This window comes from Amycolatopsis dendrobii (genome assembly GCF_014145675.1).
GTDB classification, from domain to species: domain Bacteria; phylum Actinomycetota; class Actinomycetes; order Mycobacteriales; family Pseudonocardiaceae; genus Amycolatopsis; species Amycolatopsis dendrobii.
Genome location: NZ_JACGZW010000005.1, coordinates 40,939 through 56,245 on the forward strand (window position 1 = coordinate 40,939; position 15,307 = coordinate 56,245).

Genomic DNA, 15,307 nt, shown 5'->3' on the forward strand with positions numbered 1-15,307 from the left:
GCCGCGGAGCGACGCACCCCCTCGAGGAGATCAAGAGCCTGAGCCCGGTCCTCATCGCCGTGGAGCCCTGGCCTCGCTCAGCCCAGCGCGCGCTGGACGTCCACATCGGACAGTGCCGCCACGTACTCCGTCACCGCCCGGTGCACCTCGGCCGCCAGCAGCTCCACCGTCGACGCCTCGAACACGGTGCTCACCGGCACTTCCACCGGGAACCGCTCCCCCAGCAACGCGACCACCCGGGTCGCCAGCAGCGAATGGCCGCCCAGGTCGGCGAAGAAGTCGTCGTGCACGCCGACGCGTTCGAGGTCCAGCAATTCCCGCCACACCTCGGCGACGGCCTCCTCGACCGGCGTGCGCGGCGCGACGAACTCCGCCGCCGGCGCAGACGGCTCCGGCAGCGCCGCGCGGTCCACCTTGCCGTTGGGCGTGATCGGCAGTTCGCCGAGCCACGACCACAGCGAGGGCACCAGATGCGCGGGCAACCGGGCGAGCAGGAATTCCCGCAGCTCAGCGGCCGCGGGCCGCGCTGCCACCACGTGCGCCGCCAGCACCCGGTCGCCGCCGTCGCGTTCGTACGGCACCACCACGGCCGACCGCACGAGCGGATGCGCCGTCAGCGCCGCTTCCACTTCCCCTGGCTCCACGCGGAAACCCCGGATCTTGACCTGCTGGTCGAGCCGTCCGAAGAAGGCGAACGTCCCGTCCGGCCGGAGCGCGACCTCGTCGCCAGTGCGGTAAAGCCGGCCACCGCCGCCGGCCGGGTCGGGAACGAATCGTTCCGCGGTCAGCGCCGGACGGCGGAAGTAGCCGCGGGCGACGCCGGGTCCGCCGAGCAGCAGCTCGCCACGCTCGCCGGGCTCGACCGGCACGCCGTCGGCATCAGTGACGAACGCGTGCGTGTTCGCGATCGGCTTGCCGACGGGAATCTGCCCGGCGGTGTCGGCGACGGTCATCCCCCGGTGCACGCAAGCGAAAGTGGTGCACTCGGTCGGGCCGTAGCCGTTGCTCATCTCGGCCGCGAGTTCCTCGATCACCCGCCGCGCCTGCGCCGGCGGCACGACGTCGCCGCCCGCGATGACGTGCCGCACCCCGGCGAGCGCGGCGACCCGGTCGTCCACCACGTGCCCGAACAACCCGGAGCTGAGCCACACCGTCGTGACCCCGAACCGGCGCACCGCCTTCTCGATCGACGCCGCGGTCGGCACGCCCGGCGGCAGCACCGCCAGCGTCGCGCCGGTCGCGAGCGCGCCCCACAACTCGAACGTCGAGACGTCGAAGCACAACGACGTGAGCAGCAGGAACACTTCTCCCGCACCGAAATCGGCGAAGCCGGAACCGTGCACCAGCCGGACGACCCCGCGGTGGGTCACCTGCACGCCCTTCGGCAGACCGGTGGAGCCGGAGGTGTACATCTGGTAGATCAGGTTGTCCGGCACCACATCCGCGGCAGGCGGGGTGTCCGGCCAGCCGCTGAGGTCGGCTTCGTCGGCGAGAACGACGGTCCGCGCGGCCTGGACGCGGTCCGCCAGCGGCCGTTCGCTCACCGCGACCGTCGCGCCGGAGTCGCCGAGCATGAACGCGAGCCGCTCGGGCGGATAACCCGGGTCGAGCGGGACGTAATAACCGCCCGCTTTGAGGATGCCGAGCATCGCGACCAGCAGCGTCGTGCCGCGCTCCAGACACAGCGCGACCGGTGTCTCCGGCCCGATTCCCTGTGCCCGCAACAGATGCGCGAACCGATTGGCGCGGCGGTCCAATTCGCCGTAGCCGAGCCGGTCGTCGCCGTACAACACGGCGGCAGCCTCGGGCGCCGCGGCAGCGTGCTGGGCGAACAGCTCGTGCACGCACAGGTCGGGCAGCGGCACGTCCGCGCCGCGCTCAGGCTGCATGGTCATGAAGGCGTCCTCCCGCGTCGAACGGTTCCGACTGGAGCATGACCACGGTCGCGCGCGCGGGACAGAGACGAACGCGCAGACATGGCCGCACAGTCAGCTTTTCAGCGGCCGCCGGACCCCGAGCCACGCGCTCCACCCGAACAATCCGGCCAGCAGCGCCGCCGACACGCCCAGCAGCACCAGGTCGGCCGGCAGCGCGTCCGGGTCCAGCACGTCCGCCCGATGCGTCGCGACGATGCCCGCCCGGTCCTCGACGACGTCGACCTTTTCGCCCGCCTTCATCCGCGATTTCACCGACAGGTCGTCGACCAGCAGCGTGCCGTCCGGCCGGTCGACCCGCGCGGTGCAGGCGGTGCCGCCCTTGACGTGATGGCATTCGGAGGACACCGCGATCGCGCGGTACCGATCACCGTGCGCCGCGACGTAACCGACCGCCGTCACTCCGACCGACACGAGGTAGAACCCGGTCAGCAGGAAGCCGCCGACGAGGAACCAGCCGCGGCCGGAGAACATGAAGACCGCCGACGTCGCCAGCGCGGCGAGCAGGAGCCCGAAGAGCAGCCCCGCCGCGGACGCCACCGAACTGGCGCTGACGAACCCGACCGCCGCTGCCCCGCCGAGCACCACCACCGCGATCCAGCACACCCCGGCACGCAGAGCGACGACCTGACCGCTCGCTGTTCCCGGCGTGGAATGCCGTGCCACAGCGGGCTTTTTCGTGGACACGCGGGAATGATGGCACGGCGGGGCCCCTGCCGTGCGCCGATCGCGGATTACCGGCGAGCGTGCTGCCCCTCGGCCGGACTCCGGAAGAACTGCCGCACCGGCGCCAGCAGCCCCGCCAGCGACAGCACCACGAAGACCACCTGATGCACGTGGTCCGTCCCCGGCGGCAACCGGAACACCAGATGCGCCAGCCAGAACAGCGGATAGAACCACAACGCGAACCACGCCCACCGTTCCCCGGCACGGAACGGGAACACCGCGGTCAGTCCGCCGAACAACCCGAGCCCGGCGGTGGCGAGGGCGTCGGTGCGGTAGAGCAACTGGTCCCCGGAGGGCGGCGCGACGAGGACCACGATCCCGAACGCGAGGATTCCCGCGCTGACCACCGCGAGACAGATCCAGCCGATCCGCATCGGCGCGCCACCGTTCATCCGGCGAATTTACTCCGCTCCCGCCGGTTCCGGCCTGTTCAGCCGCCACCCATCCGGCGGGTGGTCGCCATGCGGCGTTCGCCGTCCGTGAAGGACCTCTCGACACGGTCGGATCAGCCGTCCCCCTCCGGCAACGCACAAGCCAGCCGCCGCAGGGCCTTCTTCACCGCGGCAACCGACATTCCGCGCTCATGCCGCTGATTCTGGTACAGATCGGGCGCCAGCGGAGCCAGCAGCACGTCCGGCAGCGCCTCGTCCCGCAATCCCGCCTCGCGAACCTGCGCCGCCACGAAAACCCGCCAGAACCCGTACGCCCCGGTCTGATACCGCCGGGCCCCCGTCTCCGCGCCCAGCGCCAGCGGCAAATGCTTCTCCAGCAAATCGATCATCGCGTCGTAGAACGCCACCAACCGCTCCCGCGGCGATGCGCCGGGCCCGAGCGGCGGCGGTCCGGACAGCATCGCCTCCTGCAGCCGTCGCTCGTGCTCGTCCAGCAGCGCGACCGCCACCGCGGCGACGCTGTCGTAGCGCCGGTACAGCGTCCCGCGTCCGACCCCGGCCGCCGCGGCCAGGTCGCCCATCGTGATGTCCGGGCCTCTCGTGGCGAACAGGTCCTCGGCCGCGGCGAGGATCCGCTGCCGGTTCGCCGCGGCGTCCGCGCGTTCCGTCACTGGCTTGCTGTTCACCCGGCCACTGTATCTGGACAGCGTGTCCGGATCGAGTACAGTCATAAGTGGACACGATGTCCACATGACTGACTGGGGGCAGACCCATGCACACGTTCACGCTCGCCGGCCGCACCGTACGGCGGATCGGCTACGGGACCATGCAGCTCGCGGGGCCGAAAGCCATGGGCGAACCGGCCGATCCGGAGCGCGCCAAGGCCGCCGTCCGCGCCGCCGTCGACGCAGGCGTCCGGCTGATCGACACGTCCGGCTACTACGGGCCCGAGGTCGCCAACCGCCTGCTCGCCGAGGCGCTGCGGCCCTATCCGGAGGATCTGCTCATCGCCACCAAGGTCGGCGCGCGTCGCAGTCCGGACGGCGGGTTCGTCGCCGATGCCGCGCCGGAAGCGGTCAAAGCGGCTGTCCGGGAAAACCTCGCGCAACTGGGCGTCGAGCGGCTTCCGTTGGTGCACGCCAGGTTCATGCCCGACAGCACGGTGCCGTGGGCGGACACCGTCGGGGCGCTCGCCGAATTGCGCGACGAAGGACTGCTCGAACACGTCGGCATCTCGAACGTGACGCTCGAGTTGCTGGACCAGGCGCGCGCGGTCGCGCCGATCGCGTCCGTCGAGAACGAGTACCACGTCGGACACACCGGCGGCAGGGACGTCCTCGACGCCACCACCGCCGCCGGCCTCCCGTATCTGGCGTTCCGTCCGCTCGGCAACGGCGCACTGGCCGGAGAGAACTCGCCGTTGGCCAAGCAGGCCCGGCAGCTCGGGGTTTCGGCGGCGACGCTGGCTCTCGCCTGGCTCCTGGACCTCGCGCCCAACGTCGCCGTCATCCCCGGCACGAGCAACCCCGCCCACCTCGCCGATCTCGTCGCCGCGCGGGAACTCGCCCTGCCGTCCGACGTTCGCGCCGCACTCGACGAGGCATGACGATGGGCTGGATCGCCGTTTTCGCGGCGGGACTGCTCGAAATCGCCTGGGCGCACAGCATCCGCCTCACCGACGGCTTCGCCAAACTCGTCCCGACGCTCGTCTGCGGCGTGCTCACCGTCCTCGTGCTGTACCTGCTGAATGTCGGCATGAAGACGGTTCCGGCCGGGACAGCGTACGCGGTGTTCGTCGGGATCGGCGCGGTCGGCACCGCTGCCGTCGGGATCTTCTGGCTCCGCGAACCGGTCAGCGGGCCGCGGATCCTCGCGCTCGCGCTGATCGTCGGCGGGGTCGTTCTGCTCCAGCTGACCTCCCGGACCGCGTGACGGCCGGGCCGGTCCCGAAGGCGCGCAAGCCCTGGGCCGGCCCGCCCGTCCCTCCCCCGGAGTTCCGCGACCCGGAACCGCTTCGGCCCATCGGGCGTCACCCGTCTGCGAGGATCGTCCACAGACTGTCGCCTTCCGTCATCCGCCCGTGTCCGCGGCGGCATCGAACGTGGCCCGGCGCCCGGCGCGCGAACACCCCGCAGGAGTGGTTTCCTAGGCCAGAAGAGGCACGAAAACGCCGCGCCGCCAGCCCGCGAGTGAATTCCCGCGAATCGTCTTGTCCGGGCAAAAGAATTCTCGCTAGCCTCGGACGCAGAGGGAGAAAAGCCGAGCGCCTCACACCACGACGAAGCGCGCCGGCACAGTTCACCGCGCGTCGACCGGAAATCTCTTTCCGGAAAAGGGAGTACATGATGACGTCTGTTGCCCGTCCGGTTGCCCGCACCGCGTATCAGCAGTCGGTCGCCGACTACTGGAACGCCGAAAAGGATCCGGTCAACCTGCGCCTCGGCGACGTCGACGGGCTTTACCACCACCACTACGGCATCGGCGACTACGATCCGTCCGTCCTGGACGGACGCGGGGAAAAGCGGGACAAGGCGATCATCGCCGAAATGCACCGCCTGGAGACCGCGCAGTCGCAGTTCCTGCTGGGGCACCTCGGAGACATCGCCCCGACCGCCCGGCTGCTCGACGCCGGATGCGGCCGCGGCGGCACGAGCGTGCAGGCGCACCAGCGGTTCGGCTGCCGGGTGGACGGCATCTCCATTTCCGAGCAGCAGGTCGATTTCGCCAATGAACAGGCGCGGCTGCGCGGAATCGACGATTCGGTGCGATTCCATCTCCGGAACATGCTCGACACCGGATTCGAAAGCGGCGATTTCGCCGGGATCTGGAACAACGAAAGCACGATGTACGTCGATCTGCACGAGCTCTTCGCCGAACACGCGCGGCAGCTCGCCCCGGGCGGCCGATTCGTGACCATCACCGGGTGCTACAACGACCTCACCGGCGGGCGTTCGCGCGCGGTGAGCCAGATCGACCAGCATTACATCTGCAATATCCACGCGCGCGGCGACTATTTCACGGCGCTCGCCGCCAACGGGTTCGTCCCGATCAACGTCGTCGACCTGACCGAGGCGACCATCCCGTACTGGGAGCTGCGCGAGCAGTCGTCCGTCGCGACCGGCATCGAGGGGCCGTTCCTGACCGCCTACCGCGAGGGCAGCTTCCACTACCTGCTCATCGCCGCCGACCGCGTCTGAGCGGGCCGAAATGTCCGGAATCGCAGCGGTCCGCCCCGACCTCGCGTGCCCGTCCTCGCTGTGGGCCGGCCCGCTCGGGCTGGGCACCTCCGCGGCGCGCATCGCGGCGCAGTTCGCGCCGTCCGGCGGGACGGATCCGGCCTACGCGGAACGGGAATGGGGCGACGGCAGCGCTTCGCCGCTGTACTGCCCGGCCGTGCGGCGGGTCGACGACCCGCTCGCCGAGGAGGTGGACCGGCGGCTCGTCGCGTGGGCGGAGGACTGCGGGTTCGAGGGCGAGGGGCTGGACCAGATCGCGCGGGCCACCCTCGGCAGGCTGGTCATGCTCGCCCACCCGGACACCTCCGACCCCGACCGGCTGCTGATCGCCGCGCAGCTCAACGCGGTGTGGTGGGCGGCCGACGACTACTACGCCGACGACAGCTCCCTCGGCGCCTCGCCGACCGAGCTCCCGCCGCGGCTGGCGCTCGTCATGGCCGCGATGGACCCGGTCGCGCCCGCGGGCGAGTTCTCCGAGCCGCTGGAGCAGGCGCTGCGGGCCGATCCGATCCGGGTCGGGTTCCGCTCGGCGGTCGACCACCTCGGCAGGCACGGTTCGCCGGTGCTGGTCCAGCGGGTCTGCTACTCGACCTTCGCGATGTTCGTCAGCTGGGACGCCTACGCCGCGTGGCGCCACACCGGCCGCTACCCCCCGGCCTGGGAGTACCTCGCGGCCCGCCAGCACGACAGTTTCTACACGTCGATGACCCTCATCGACGCCGTCGGCGGGTACGAGCTGCCCGCGCCGTTCTACTACGACCCGCGCGTGCGGGAGGCGATGATGCGCGCGGGCACCGCGACGGTCCTGGTCAACGACCTCCATTCGGTGGCCAAGGACGCGGCCGACGAGAACCCGGTCTGCAACATGGTGCTCCAGATCGCCGCCGACCGGAACTGCCCGGTCTCCGAGGCGGTCGAGACCACGGTCGCGCTGCACAACAAGATCGTGCGCGAGTTCGAGGAGGGGCACCGCGCCCTGCTCTCGGTCCCGTCGCCGGAACTGCAGCGCTTCCTCGCCGGCGTCCGCGACTGGATGGGCGGCGGCTTCGAATGGCACGCCACGAACCCTCGCTACCGATCCTGATCCCGCACTCCCGACCCCAGGCTTCGCAAACCCAGACAAGGTGGTTTCGCTGTGACTGTCACCGATCCGGTCGACTCCGCGGACGTGGAGGACCAGGAACCCTTGAGCCTAGGCCGCGCAGCGGCGCGGCAGCTGGCCACGACCACGAAGTCCGTGCCGCAGATGCAGGGCATCAGCACGCGGTGGCTGCTGAAGGTGCTGCCGTGGGTGGAGGTGTCCGCGGGCACGTACCGCGTCAACCGGCGGCTGTCCTACACCGTCGGCGACGGCCGGGTCACGTTCGTGACCAGCGGCTCCGAGGTCCGGGTCATCCCGCCCGAACTCGGCGAGCTCGCGCCGCTGCGCGGCTTCGACGACGAGGCGGCCCTGTCCGAGCTGGCCGGCCGGTTCGAGCAGCGCGAATACCAGCCGGGCGACGTGCTGGCCGAATTCGGCAGCCGCGCCGACCAGGTGTTCCTCGTCGCACACGGCAAGATCACGAAGGCGGGCGTCGGCGCCTACGGCGACCAGACCGTGCTCGGCACGCTCGTGGACGGCGACTACTTCGGCGAGAACGTGCTCACCACGTCGGACGGAATCTGGGAGTACACCGCGAAAGCGGTCACCTCCGCGACCGTGCTGACGTTGTCGCGCCAGGAGTTCGAAGGCGTGCTGAACCGCTCGGAAACGCTGCGCGCCCACCTCGACGCGTTCATCGCGGGCGGAGACACGGCCCGCAACGAACACGGCGAGGCCGAGATCGCCCTCGCCGCGGGCCACGACGGCGAACCGCACCTGCCGGGCACCTTCGTCGACTACGACACTTCCCCGCGCGAGTACGAGCTGAGCGTGGCGCAGACCGTGCTGCGGGTCCACAGCCGGGTCGCCGACCTCTACAGCGAACCGATGAACCAGACCGAGCAGCAGTTGCGGCTGACCGTCGAGGCGCTGCGGGAGCGGCAGGAGCACGAGCTCGTCAACAACGCCGACTTCGGCCTGCTGCACAACGCCGACTTCGACCAGCGCGTGCCCACCCGCACCGGCCCGCCGACGCCGGACGACTTCGACGAACTGCTCTCGCTGGTGTGGAAGGACCCCGGGTTCTTCCTCGCGCACCCGAAGACGATCGCCGCGTTCGGGCGGGAATGCAGCAAGGCCGGGATCTACCCCGGTTCGGTCGACCTCGGCGGCCACCAGGTGCCCGCGTGGCGCGGCGTGCCGATCCTGCCGTGCAACAAGATCCCGGTCACCGAGACCCGCACCAGCTCGGTGCTGCTGATGCGCACCGGCGAACAGGCCCAGGGCGTCGTCGGGCTGCACCAGACCGGGCTGCCGGACGAATACCAGCCGGGCCTCAACGTGCGGTTCATGGGCATCAGCGAAAAGGCCATCCTGTCCTACCTGGTCTCGGCCTACTATTCCGCCGCCGTCCTCGTGCCCGACGCGCTCGCCGTGCTGGAAGCCGCCGAAATCGGCCGGGAGGGCTGAGCCCGGTGCCCGGCACGGAACAAACGGACCGGCAGGAGCAGCTCTCCCTCGGCGTCAAGGCGGCCCGCACCCTCGCCACGACCACCAAATCGCTGCCGCAGATGCGCTCGATCACCCCGCGGTGGCTGCTGTCGCAGCTGCCGTGGGTCGAGGTGCCCGGCGGCAGCTACCGGGTCAACCGGCGGCTCGCCTACACCGTCGGCGACGGCAAGGTGAGTTTCTTCCAGACCGGGCCGCGGGTGCAGGTCGTCCCGTTGGAGCTCGCCGAAATCGAGCTGCTGCGCGGCTTCGCCGACGAAACCGCGCTCGGCGCGCTGGCCGACGCGTTCGAACAGCGCGAATTCGAGGCGGGCAGCACGCTCGTGACCGCCGGGCAGCCGCTGGACCAGCTCGTCCTCGTCGTGCACGGCAAGGTCACCCGGCACGGCGAGGGGCGCTACGGCGCGGAGACCCACCTCGGCACCGCGACCGACGGCGATCATTTCGGCGGCGAACTCCTCTCCGGCGACGACGCCGCCTGGGGTTTCACCGCCCGCGCCGCCACCAGGGTGGTCGCGCTGGTGCTGCCCGGCGCTTCGTACGCCCGGCTCAACGGCAGGCTCGACTCCCTGCGCGCGCACGTCGCGCAGGCAGTGTCCCAGCCGCGGAAACCGCAGAACCGCAAGGGCGAGGCGAACATCGACCTGTCCGCGGGCCACGACGGCGAACCGGTCCTCGCCGGGACGTACGTCGACTACGAGCCCTCGCCGCGCGAGTACGACCTCGCCGTGGCGCAGACGGTCCTGCGGGTGCACAACCGCGTCACCGATCTGTACAACGACCCGATGAACCAGTTCGAGCAGCAATTGCGGCTCACCGTCGAGGCGCTGCGGGAACGGCAGGAACACGAACTGGTCAACAATCCGGATTTCGGCCTGCTGCACAATGCCGACCTCAAATCCCGGATCACCACCCGCACCGGCCCGCCGACGCCGGGCGATCTCGACGAACTGCTCTGCCGGCGCCGCAAAACGCGCTTGTTCCTCGCGCATCCGCGGGCGATCGCGGCTATCGGGCGGGAATGCACGAGGGCGGGCATTTACCCGGAGCCGGTCGTGGTGGACGGGAAACGCGTCACCGCGTGGCGCGGCGTCCCGATCCTGCCGTGCGACAAAATCCCGGTGAGCGAGGCAGGCACCACCTCGGTGCTCGCGATGCGCACCGGGGAAGACGACGCGGGCGTCATCGGATTGCGGCCGAAAAACCTCTCCGACGAATACCGGCCGGGCCTGAATGTGCGGTTCATGGGAATCAACGACCGCGCGGTGTCGTCCTATTTGGTCAGTGCCTATCACTCCGTCGCGGTTCTCGTGCCGGACGCGCTGGGGATTCTCGACGACGTCGAGGTGGCCCGCGCCTGAACCGGCTCCGATGCCCGCCGGAAGCGTGTCGCTCCCGGCGGGCATCGGGGTGTCAGCGGCGGATGTGCTTGCCGGGCAAGCGTCCGCGCGTCAACGGTAGATGTGCTTCTCCGGCAAGCGAACCGTCACGAACCCGTTCGCGAAGTTCGCCTCCACCTGAGCCGATTCCTGGGCGTCGGGCATCGCGTTCTTGCACGTGATTCCCGGCCCGTGCCCGGACATCAGTTCCGAGCAGGGGCCCTCGTAGTGGTCGGGCAGGCCGAGGTTGTGGCCGATCTCGTGGGCGATGATCCTGGTCGGGTCGTTGCCCTCGGCGACCTGCTGGGTGTCGATGTAGATGTCGCCGGTGCCGTGCCCGTCGGTCTGGGTGTAGGAACCGCCGCCGGTGGTTTCGTGCATGATGATGGTCGCGGCGCCGCCGCTGTTGAGGTGCACGTTGTGCACGGAGTTGTTCCAGTTCGCCGCGGCCTGGGTGGCCTCGGCCTGGTAGTCGGGCAGTCCGCTGGCGTCGTAGTACAGCTCGACCGCGTCCAGCGGGGCGGCGGACGCCGCACCCGCTCCGGTGAGCGGCAGCACCAAGGCGGCGGCCGCGCCCGCGGCCAGCCGGCCGAAGCGTTGCAGGATCATGGTTTTTCCTCTCCGAAGGAGGGTTTCCTGGGCAGGGTCAGCTTCCGATCTGCTGCTGGATCCACGACATGTACTGGGCGATGCCGGTGTAGAGGGTGGTGGTGGCGCATTCGCCGCCGTTGTCGCCGGGGCCGTGGGTTTCGCCTACCAGCGTCCAGTTCCCGGTCGTGCCGACGATCGCCGGGCCGCCGGAGTCGCCGTGGCAGGCCGAATGCGAGTAGTCGCCGGAGATGCAGACGTCGCCCGAACCGCCGCCGCCCTCCGCGCACGCGCTGCTGTCGAGGACCTGGAGGTCGATCTGCTGCAGGGTTTGCGGCGTCTGGCAGTTGGGCCAGCTCGTGCAGCCCCAGCCGAGCAGCCGCGCGCCCGTTCCCGGCGACGGGTTGCTCTGCGCCATCGCGACCGGTGCGGACTGGGCGGGCTGGCTCAGGTGCATCATGGTGAGATCGGTGCCCGGGTCGGTGGTCACGTTGTCGATCTGGCCGACTTCGCCGGAGTTGATGTCGGTGGAACCGATCCGCGCTTGCGAAGCCTGGCCGCAGTGGTGCGCGGTGATGATCCACTGGGGTGCGACGAGGCTTCCGCCGCAGCCGTTGTCCAGCGACACCATGAACGAGTAGGTTTCGGTGGCGTCGCTGCCGCCGATGATGGCCGGCTGCGCCGCGACCGCCGGCGCGGCCACTCCGAACAAGAGGGCGGCCGCGCCCATCATCGTCAGCAATATTTTCCGCATCGCTTTCCCTTCCATAGCAGCCATTCCCGCCAATCGCGGGAGTGGACTTCGGCCGGGATACGGCCGGGGACGACTTCGCGGGCGCCGGGCCCGCGACGGAAACCACAGAGTCCCAGGGCCGCCGGAGTCCGAACACCGTCGAAAGGAGGGATACGGCCGGACGCCGAACCGTGCGCGGCGGCACGAACCTCGATTACCGGGATGAACCGAACGCGGAATTAGGCGTTCCGTCCGGCGTCCGCGCTGTTCAACGAGCCGCTAATGGATCGGATGCGGCGAGAACGGAACTTCCGTTGAGCGGACGGCGGGAGCCACTGAACAGCAAAGCCGAACGGGATTCGCGACTTTCGTGGGTATAAGAGATTGCCAAGCGTCCCTAAACTGCGAATTGCGCCCGCATTCGCTGACCGCGGTGCGCCATCGTCCTATTCGCAAGAAACGGAGATGTGCATGATCCCAGCACTCAGTCAAAGACACGGCGGACGCGGCGGTATCGCCTTCGCCGCGGCGGTTCTGGCCGCTGGATCAGTTTTCGCCGCCTCGGGCGTCGCGGCCGCCCAGCCCTCGACGGCACCGCTGAACGCGCGAGCCGCGACCGCCATGTCCGCCAGCATCGCCAAGTCGCTCGGCGACCGCACCGTCGGCTCGTTCTACGACCAGGCCAGTTCGAGCCTGACGGTCACCGTCACCGACCAGGCCGCCGCCGACCAGGTCCGCGCGGCGGGCGCGACGCCGAAGTTCGTGAAGTACCGTGCGTCCCAGCTGAAAGCCGTGACCGCGGAACTGGCCCGCACAGCGAGCGTCCCCGGCACCGCGTGGCGCGTCGACCCGCGGACCGGACAGGTCCTCGTCACCGCCGATTCGACGGTCACCGGAGCCAAGCTCGCCCAGGTGACCAACGCCGTCCACCGCTTCGGCGACAAAGCCCGTTTCGCGAAGACGAAGGGCAAACTGCGCCCGCTGATCAGCGGCGGCGACGCGATCTGGGGCCAGGGCCTGCGCTGCTCGCTGGGCTTCAACGTGCACACCTCGAGCGGCCAGCCCGCGATCCTGACCGCCGGGCACTGCGGCGTGGCCACCAACGACTGGTGGGCCGACCAAGGCAACTCGCAGCACATCGCCAGCACGTCCGGCGCGAACTTCCCGGGCACTGACTACTCGTACGCCACCTACGACGCCGGCGTCGACGCCCCCAGCGCCGTGAACACCGGCCAGCAAATCACCGCGGCGGGCGACGCGACCGTCGGCGAAACCGTCACCCGGAGCGGCTCGACCACCGGCGTGCACGACGGCCAGGTCACCGGGCTGAACGCCACGGTGAACTACCAGGAAGGCAGCGTGAGCGGCCTGATCGACACGACAGTCTGCGCGGAACCCGGCGACAGCGGCGGCTCGCTGTTCGACGGAGCCACCGCACTGGGCCTCACCTCAGGCGGCAGCGGAGACTGCAATTCCGGCGGAGAAACCTTCTTCCAGCCGGTCCCCGCGGCACTGAGCGCCTACGGATTGGTTCTGCCGTAAGCCGCCCCCTCACGACCGCCACAGTCTGTGAAGGGCCCCTTGAGGGAATCAGATTCCCTCAAGGGGCCCTTCACAGACCACCGCCACCGCCGCGACGCACCCAACGCGGCGTTCGGTGCATCCCACGCACCCAATGCGGCATTCGGTGCATCCCACGCACCCAATGCGGCATTCGGTGCATCCCACGCACCCAATGCCACATTGGGGCGCTCAACCGCAGCCGCGACCCCCCACCGCAACCAGCCACCCAAGCCGCGCACACCCACCGCCAAACCGCAGCCAACGCACCCAACCCATCCAGGCGCCCACACCTCCCCCACCCCCGATACAAAGCCAAAAACACGGCGCGGGGGTGCTTGTCAAGGCATCTTTCCCGCCTTGACAAGCACCCCCGCGCCGTAGTCACACTCAAAAATCGGGGTGCCCAAGCAACCACTCACGAAGCAATGTCGCCGCCAGGCGACGAGCCGCCCCGCTCACTCAGCCGCCATCCGCTCCCGAAGACTCCGCGGCCGCATATCCGTCCACACCTCGTCGACGTGCCGCATGCACTCCTCCCGGCTCCCCCGGGTCCCGTCACTCCGCCACCCGGCCGGAATCTCCTTGTCCGCGGGCCACAACGAATACTGCTCCTCGTCATTCACCAAAACCTGAAACACAGCACCCTCGTCCATGAAATTCTCCTTTCACTGACCAGAAGTCTCTTCAAGCTCCCGAACCCGGGGCGCCGCAGGCAACCCGCGCAAAGTCCGGCTGAACGTAGTCGCCAAAGTGACCGCCGCGATAGACCCGGTACACGTCAACACAGCAGGCACCGCGGGCAACGCCTCGACAAGCCACCCACCCAACGCGGGCCCGGCAGCGGCAGCCAACCCGCTGGCAACCCCGAGCACTCCCCCGAGCCGCCCGCGCAACTCATCCGGAGTGGACAGCAACTGATAAGCAGCAATAGCAGTATTAGCCGCAGGAGGCAAAAACGCAACAGCCGCGAACAACACCCCCAGCACATATCCATTGTGGACGAACACGGCGAGCGGAGTCAGCACAGTCAGCGCCCAGAACACCCCGATGACCAACCCGTGCGCACTGACCCGCCGATGCAAATAGGGCGCGGCCAACGACCCGAGAATCCCCCCGGCCCCCAGCATCGCCGCCATCACACCGATCTCCCCGGACGGCACCCCCCGCTCATTAGCCAGCACGATGATCACCAGATAATAAGCGGAAAAGAACAGATTCAAACAGACCACGCACAAAACGGTCGCCCGCAGCGGAGGACGGGTCCACACCCACCGAAGCCCCTCGGCGATCTCCCGCCCGAGATGCTTGGGCGGCCCGTTCTCCGCCCGTTCCGGCCGCCGAGGCAACCGGACGAACAGCAACGACAAGAACGCGAACACATGCGCGGCCACGTCGAAGAGGAACGGCACCGCCCGCCCCACCGCGAAGAGGAACCCGCCGAGCGCAGTCCCCGACAACTGCCCCGCACTGGTCCGAGCGGCATTCATCGCCACCGCCGAAGGAACCTGCTCCTCAGCCACCAACCGCGGCAGACTGGCCTCCTCGGCCGGCTCGAACAACGCCCGGCTCAACCCCATCACGACGGCCACCGCGACGAGCATCCACACTTCCGCGACGCCCCAGTGCAACGCGAGCACCAATCCGCCCGCCGCGACCGCCTGCGCCGCCTCGCACCCGAGCATGATCCGCTTGCGCGGCCACCGGTCCACCAGCGCCCCCGCGGGCAACCCGGCGACCAGCTGACTGATCGCGACCGCCCCGAGCACCAGCCCCGACTGCGCGGCCGACCCGGTGAGCGCCAGCACCAGCAACGGAAACGCGATGGTGGTCGTGCTGAACCCGGCTTCGGAGACGGCCTGGCCGGTCCAGAGAAGCCGATAGTCGCGGTTGCCCGCGATCCCGCTCATGCCCCGCCTCCCCAAGCTTCCGCAGGACGGGCCTCAGTCGCGCCCCTCGCGACGGCGCCCACCTGAGCGGCCTGCTGTGGCCAGTCGTGCCTGACTACCCGGCTCATGCCTTGTCCCCTCCGACAGTCAGCGGCAACACCCGGCACGACAGACCAGCTCTCACCAAGAAGCCCGCTCGTGCCCCGGCATTCCGCGGCAACAGCACACGCCGCCGAACCGAATGCGGCGAACCAGCCCTCAGGCCCGGTTTGGCGACGGC

15 protein-coding genes are annotated in these 15,307 nt (G+C 69.7%); 7 read left to right on the plus strand and 8 right to left on the minus strand.

Annotated elements, in window-relative coordinates; translation table 11 throughout:
• Positions 1-77: 77 nt before the first annotated feature.
• From H4281_RS15335 to H4281_RS15350, 4 genes are all read right to left on the minus strand, one after another.
• The gene (locus H4281_RS15335; RefSeq protein ID WP_182891589.1) at positions 78-1,895 is read right to left on the minus strand and encodes a non-ribosomal peptide synthetase; all 1,818 of its coding nucleotides are present in this window, start codon (positions 1,893-1,895) and stop codon (positions 78-80) included.
• Between the two features lie 93 nt (positions 1,896-1,988).
• Positions 1,989-2,621, minus strand: coding sequence for a hypothetical protein (locus H4281_RS15340; RefSeq protein WP_182891590.1), 633 nt, complete (start codon positions 2,619-2,621; stop codon positions 1,989-1,991).
• Between the two features lie 47 nt (positions 2,622-2,668).
• The gene (locus H4281_RS15345; protein WP_182891591.1) at positions 2,669-3,052 is read right to left on the minus strand and encodes a hypothetical protein; all 384 of its coding nucleotides are present in this window, start codon (positions 3,050-3,052) and stop codon (positions 2,669-2,671) included.
• Between the two features lie 113 nt (positions 3,053-3,165).
• Positions 3,166-3,783, minus strand: a complete 618-nt coding sequence (locus H4281_RS15350; RefSeq protein ID WP_182891592.1) for a TetR/AcrR family transcriptional regulator — start codon at positions 3,781-3,783, stop codon at positions 3,166-3,168.
• 41 nt (positions 3,784-3,824) lie between these two features.
• On the opposite strand from H4281_RS15350, the gene H4281_RS15355 reads away from it, so the two are divergent.
• From H4281_RS15355 to H4281_RS15380, 6 genes are all read left to right on the plus strand, one after another.
• Entirely contained in the window at positions 3,825-4,658 is an 834-nt protein-coding gene (locus H4281_RS15355; RefSeq protein ID WP_182891593.1) for an aldo/keto reductase, read from the plus strand.
• Positions 4,655-4,984, plus strand: coding sequence for a DMT family transporter (locus tag H4281_RS15360; protein WP_237599237.1), 330 nt, complete (start codon positions 4,655-4,657; stop codon positions 4,982-4,984). Before H4281_RS15355 ends, H4281_RS15360 begins: the two co-directional genes overlap by 4 nt.
• A gap of 413 nt (positions 4,985-5,397) precedes the next feature.
• Complete coding sequence (locus H4281_RS15365; RefSeq protein WP_182891594.1) at positions 5,398-6,249, plus strand: geranyl diphosphate 2-C-methyltransferase; 852 nt, start codon at positions 5,398-5,400, stop codon at positions 6,247-6,249.
• A 10-nt stretch (positions 6,250-6,259) separates the two neighbouring features.
• A complete protein-coding gene (locus H4281_RS15370; RefSeq protein ID WP_182891595.1) occupies positions 6,260-7,372 on the plus strand; it encodes a family 2 encapsulin nanocompartment cargo protein terpene cyclase in 1,113 nt (370 codons plus the stop codon).
• Positions 7,373-7,423: 51 nt separating this feature from the next.
• Positions 7,424-8,839: a family 2B encapsulin nanocompartment shell protein gene (locus H4281_RS15375; RefSeq protein ID WP_182891596.1), complete on the plus strand. Its 1,416-nt coding sequence runs from the start codon at positions 7,424-7,426 to the stop codon at positions 8,837-8,839.
• Between the two features lie 5 nt (positions 8,840-8,844).
• The gene (locus tag H4281_RS15380; RefSeq protein ID WP_237599236.1) at positions 8,845-10,239 is read left to right on the plus strand and encodes a family 2B encapsulin nanocompartment shell protein; all 1,395 of its coding nucleotides are present in this window, start codon (positions 8,845-8,847) and stop codon (positions 10,237-10,239) included.
• A gap of 90 nt (positions 10,240-10,329) precedes the next feature.
• Here H4281_RS15380 and H4281_RS15385 read toward each other — a convergent pair whose 3' ends face one another.
• Both H4281_RS15385 and H4281_RS15390 read right to left on the minus strand, forming a co-directional pair.
• Positions 10,330-10,866: a snapalysin family zinc-dependent metalloprotease gene (locus tag H4281_RS15385; RefSeq protein ID WP_182891597.1), complete on the minus strand. Its 537-nt coding sequence runs from the start codon at positions 10,864-10,866 to the stop codon at positions 10,330-10,332.
• A 37-nt stretch (positions 10,867-10,903) separates the two neighbouring features.
• Positions 10,904-11,599, minus strand: coding sequence for a S1 family peptidase (locus H4281_RS15390; RefSeq protein ID WP_237599234.1), 696 nt, complete (start codon positions 11,597-11,599; stop codon positions 10,904-10,906).
• A gap of 450 nt (positions 11,600-12,049) precedes the next feature.
• Between H4281_RS15390 and H4281_RS15395 the strand changes: the two genes are divergently transcribed.
• Complete coding sequence (locus tag H4281_RS15395) at positions 12,050-13,120, plus strand: S1 family peptidase (RefSeq protein WP_237599233.1); 1,071 nt, start codon at positions 12,050-12,052, stop codon at positions 13,118-13,120.
• A 476-nt stretch (positions 13,121-13,596) separates the two neighbouring features.
• Here H4281_RS15395 and H4281_RS15400 read toward each other — a convergent pair whose 3' ends face one another.
• Both H4281_RS15400 and H4281_RS15405 read right to left on the minus strand, forming a co-directional pair.
• Positions 13,597-13,794, minus strand: a complete 198-nt coding sequence (locus tag H4281_RS15400) for an MbtH family protein (protein ID WP_182891600.1) — start codon at positions 13,792-13,794, stop codon at positions 13,597-13,599.
• A gap of 12 nt (positions 13,795-13,806) precedes the next feature.
• Entirely contained in the window at positions 13,807-15,048 is a 1,242-nt protein-coding gene (locus H4281_RS15405) for an MFS transporter (protein WP_182891601.1), read from the minus strand.
• Positions 15,049-15,307: the final 259 nt, after the last annotated feature.

What these genes read in the sequence shown, in the direction of transcription:
- H4281_RS15335 (WP_182891589.1), bottom strand. Translation starts at nt 1,895, where the DNA reads ATGACCATGCAGCCTGAGCGCGGCGCGGACGTGCCGCTGCCCGACCTG.
- H4281_RS15345 (WP_182891591.1), bottom strand. Translation starts at nt 3,052, where the DNA reads ATGAACGGTGGCGCGCCGATGCGGATCGGCTGGATCTGTCTCGCGGTG.
- H4281_RS15350 (WP_182891592.1), bottom strand. Translation starts at nt 3,783, where the DNA reads ATGACTGTACTCGATCCGGACACGCTGTCCAGATACAGTGGCCGGGTG.
- H4281_RS15355 (WP_182891593.1), top strand. Translation starts at nt 3,825, where the DNA reads ATGCACACGTTCACGCTCGCCGGCCGCACCGTACGGCGGATCGGCTAC.
- H4281_RS15360 (WP_237599237.1), top strand. Translation starts at nt 4,655, where the DNA reads ATGACGATGGGCTGGATCGCCGTTTTCGCGGCGGGACTGCTCGAAATC.
- H4281_RS15365 (WP_182891594.1), top strand. Translation starts at nt 5,398, where the DNA reads ATGACGTCTGTTGCCCGTCCGGTTGCCCGCACCGCGTATCAGCAGTCG.
- H4281_RS15370 (WP_182891595.1), top strand. Translation starts at nt 6,260, where the DNA reads ATGTCCGGAATCGCAGCGGTCCGCCCCGACCTCGCGTGCCCGTCCTCG.
- H4281_RS15385 (WP_182891597.1), bottom strand. Translation starts at nt 10,866, where the DNA reads ATGATCCTGCAACGCTTCGGCCGGCTGGCCGCGGGCGCGGCCGCCGCC.
- H4281_RS15390 (WP_237599234.1), bottom strand. Translation starts at nt 11,599, where the DNA reads ATGCGGAAAATATTGCTGACGATGATGGGCGCGGCCGCCCTCTTGTTC.
- H4281_RS15395 (WP_237599233.1), top strand. Translation starts at nt 12,050, where the DNA reads ATGATCCCAGCACTCAGTCAAAGACACGGCGGACGCGGCGGTATCGCC.
- H4281_RS15400 (WP_182891600.1), bottom strand. Translation starts at nt 13,794, where the DNA reads ATGGACGAGGGTGCTGTGTTTCAGGTTTTGGTGAATGACGAGGAGCAG.
- H4281_RS15405 (WP_182891601.1), bottom strand. Translation starts at nt 15,048, where the DNA reads ATGAGCGGGATCGCGGGCAACCGCGACTATCGGCTTCTCTGGACCGGC.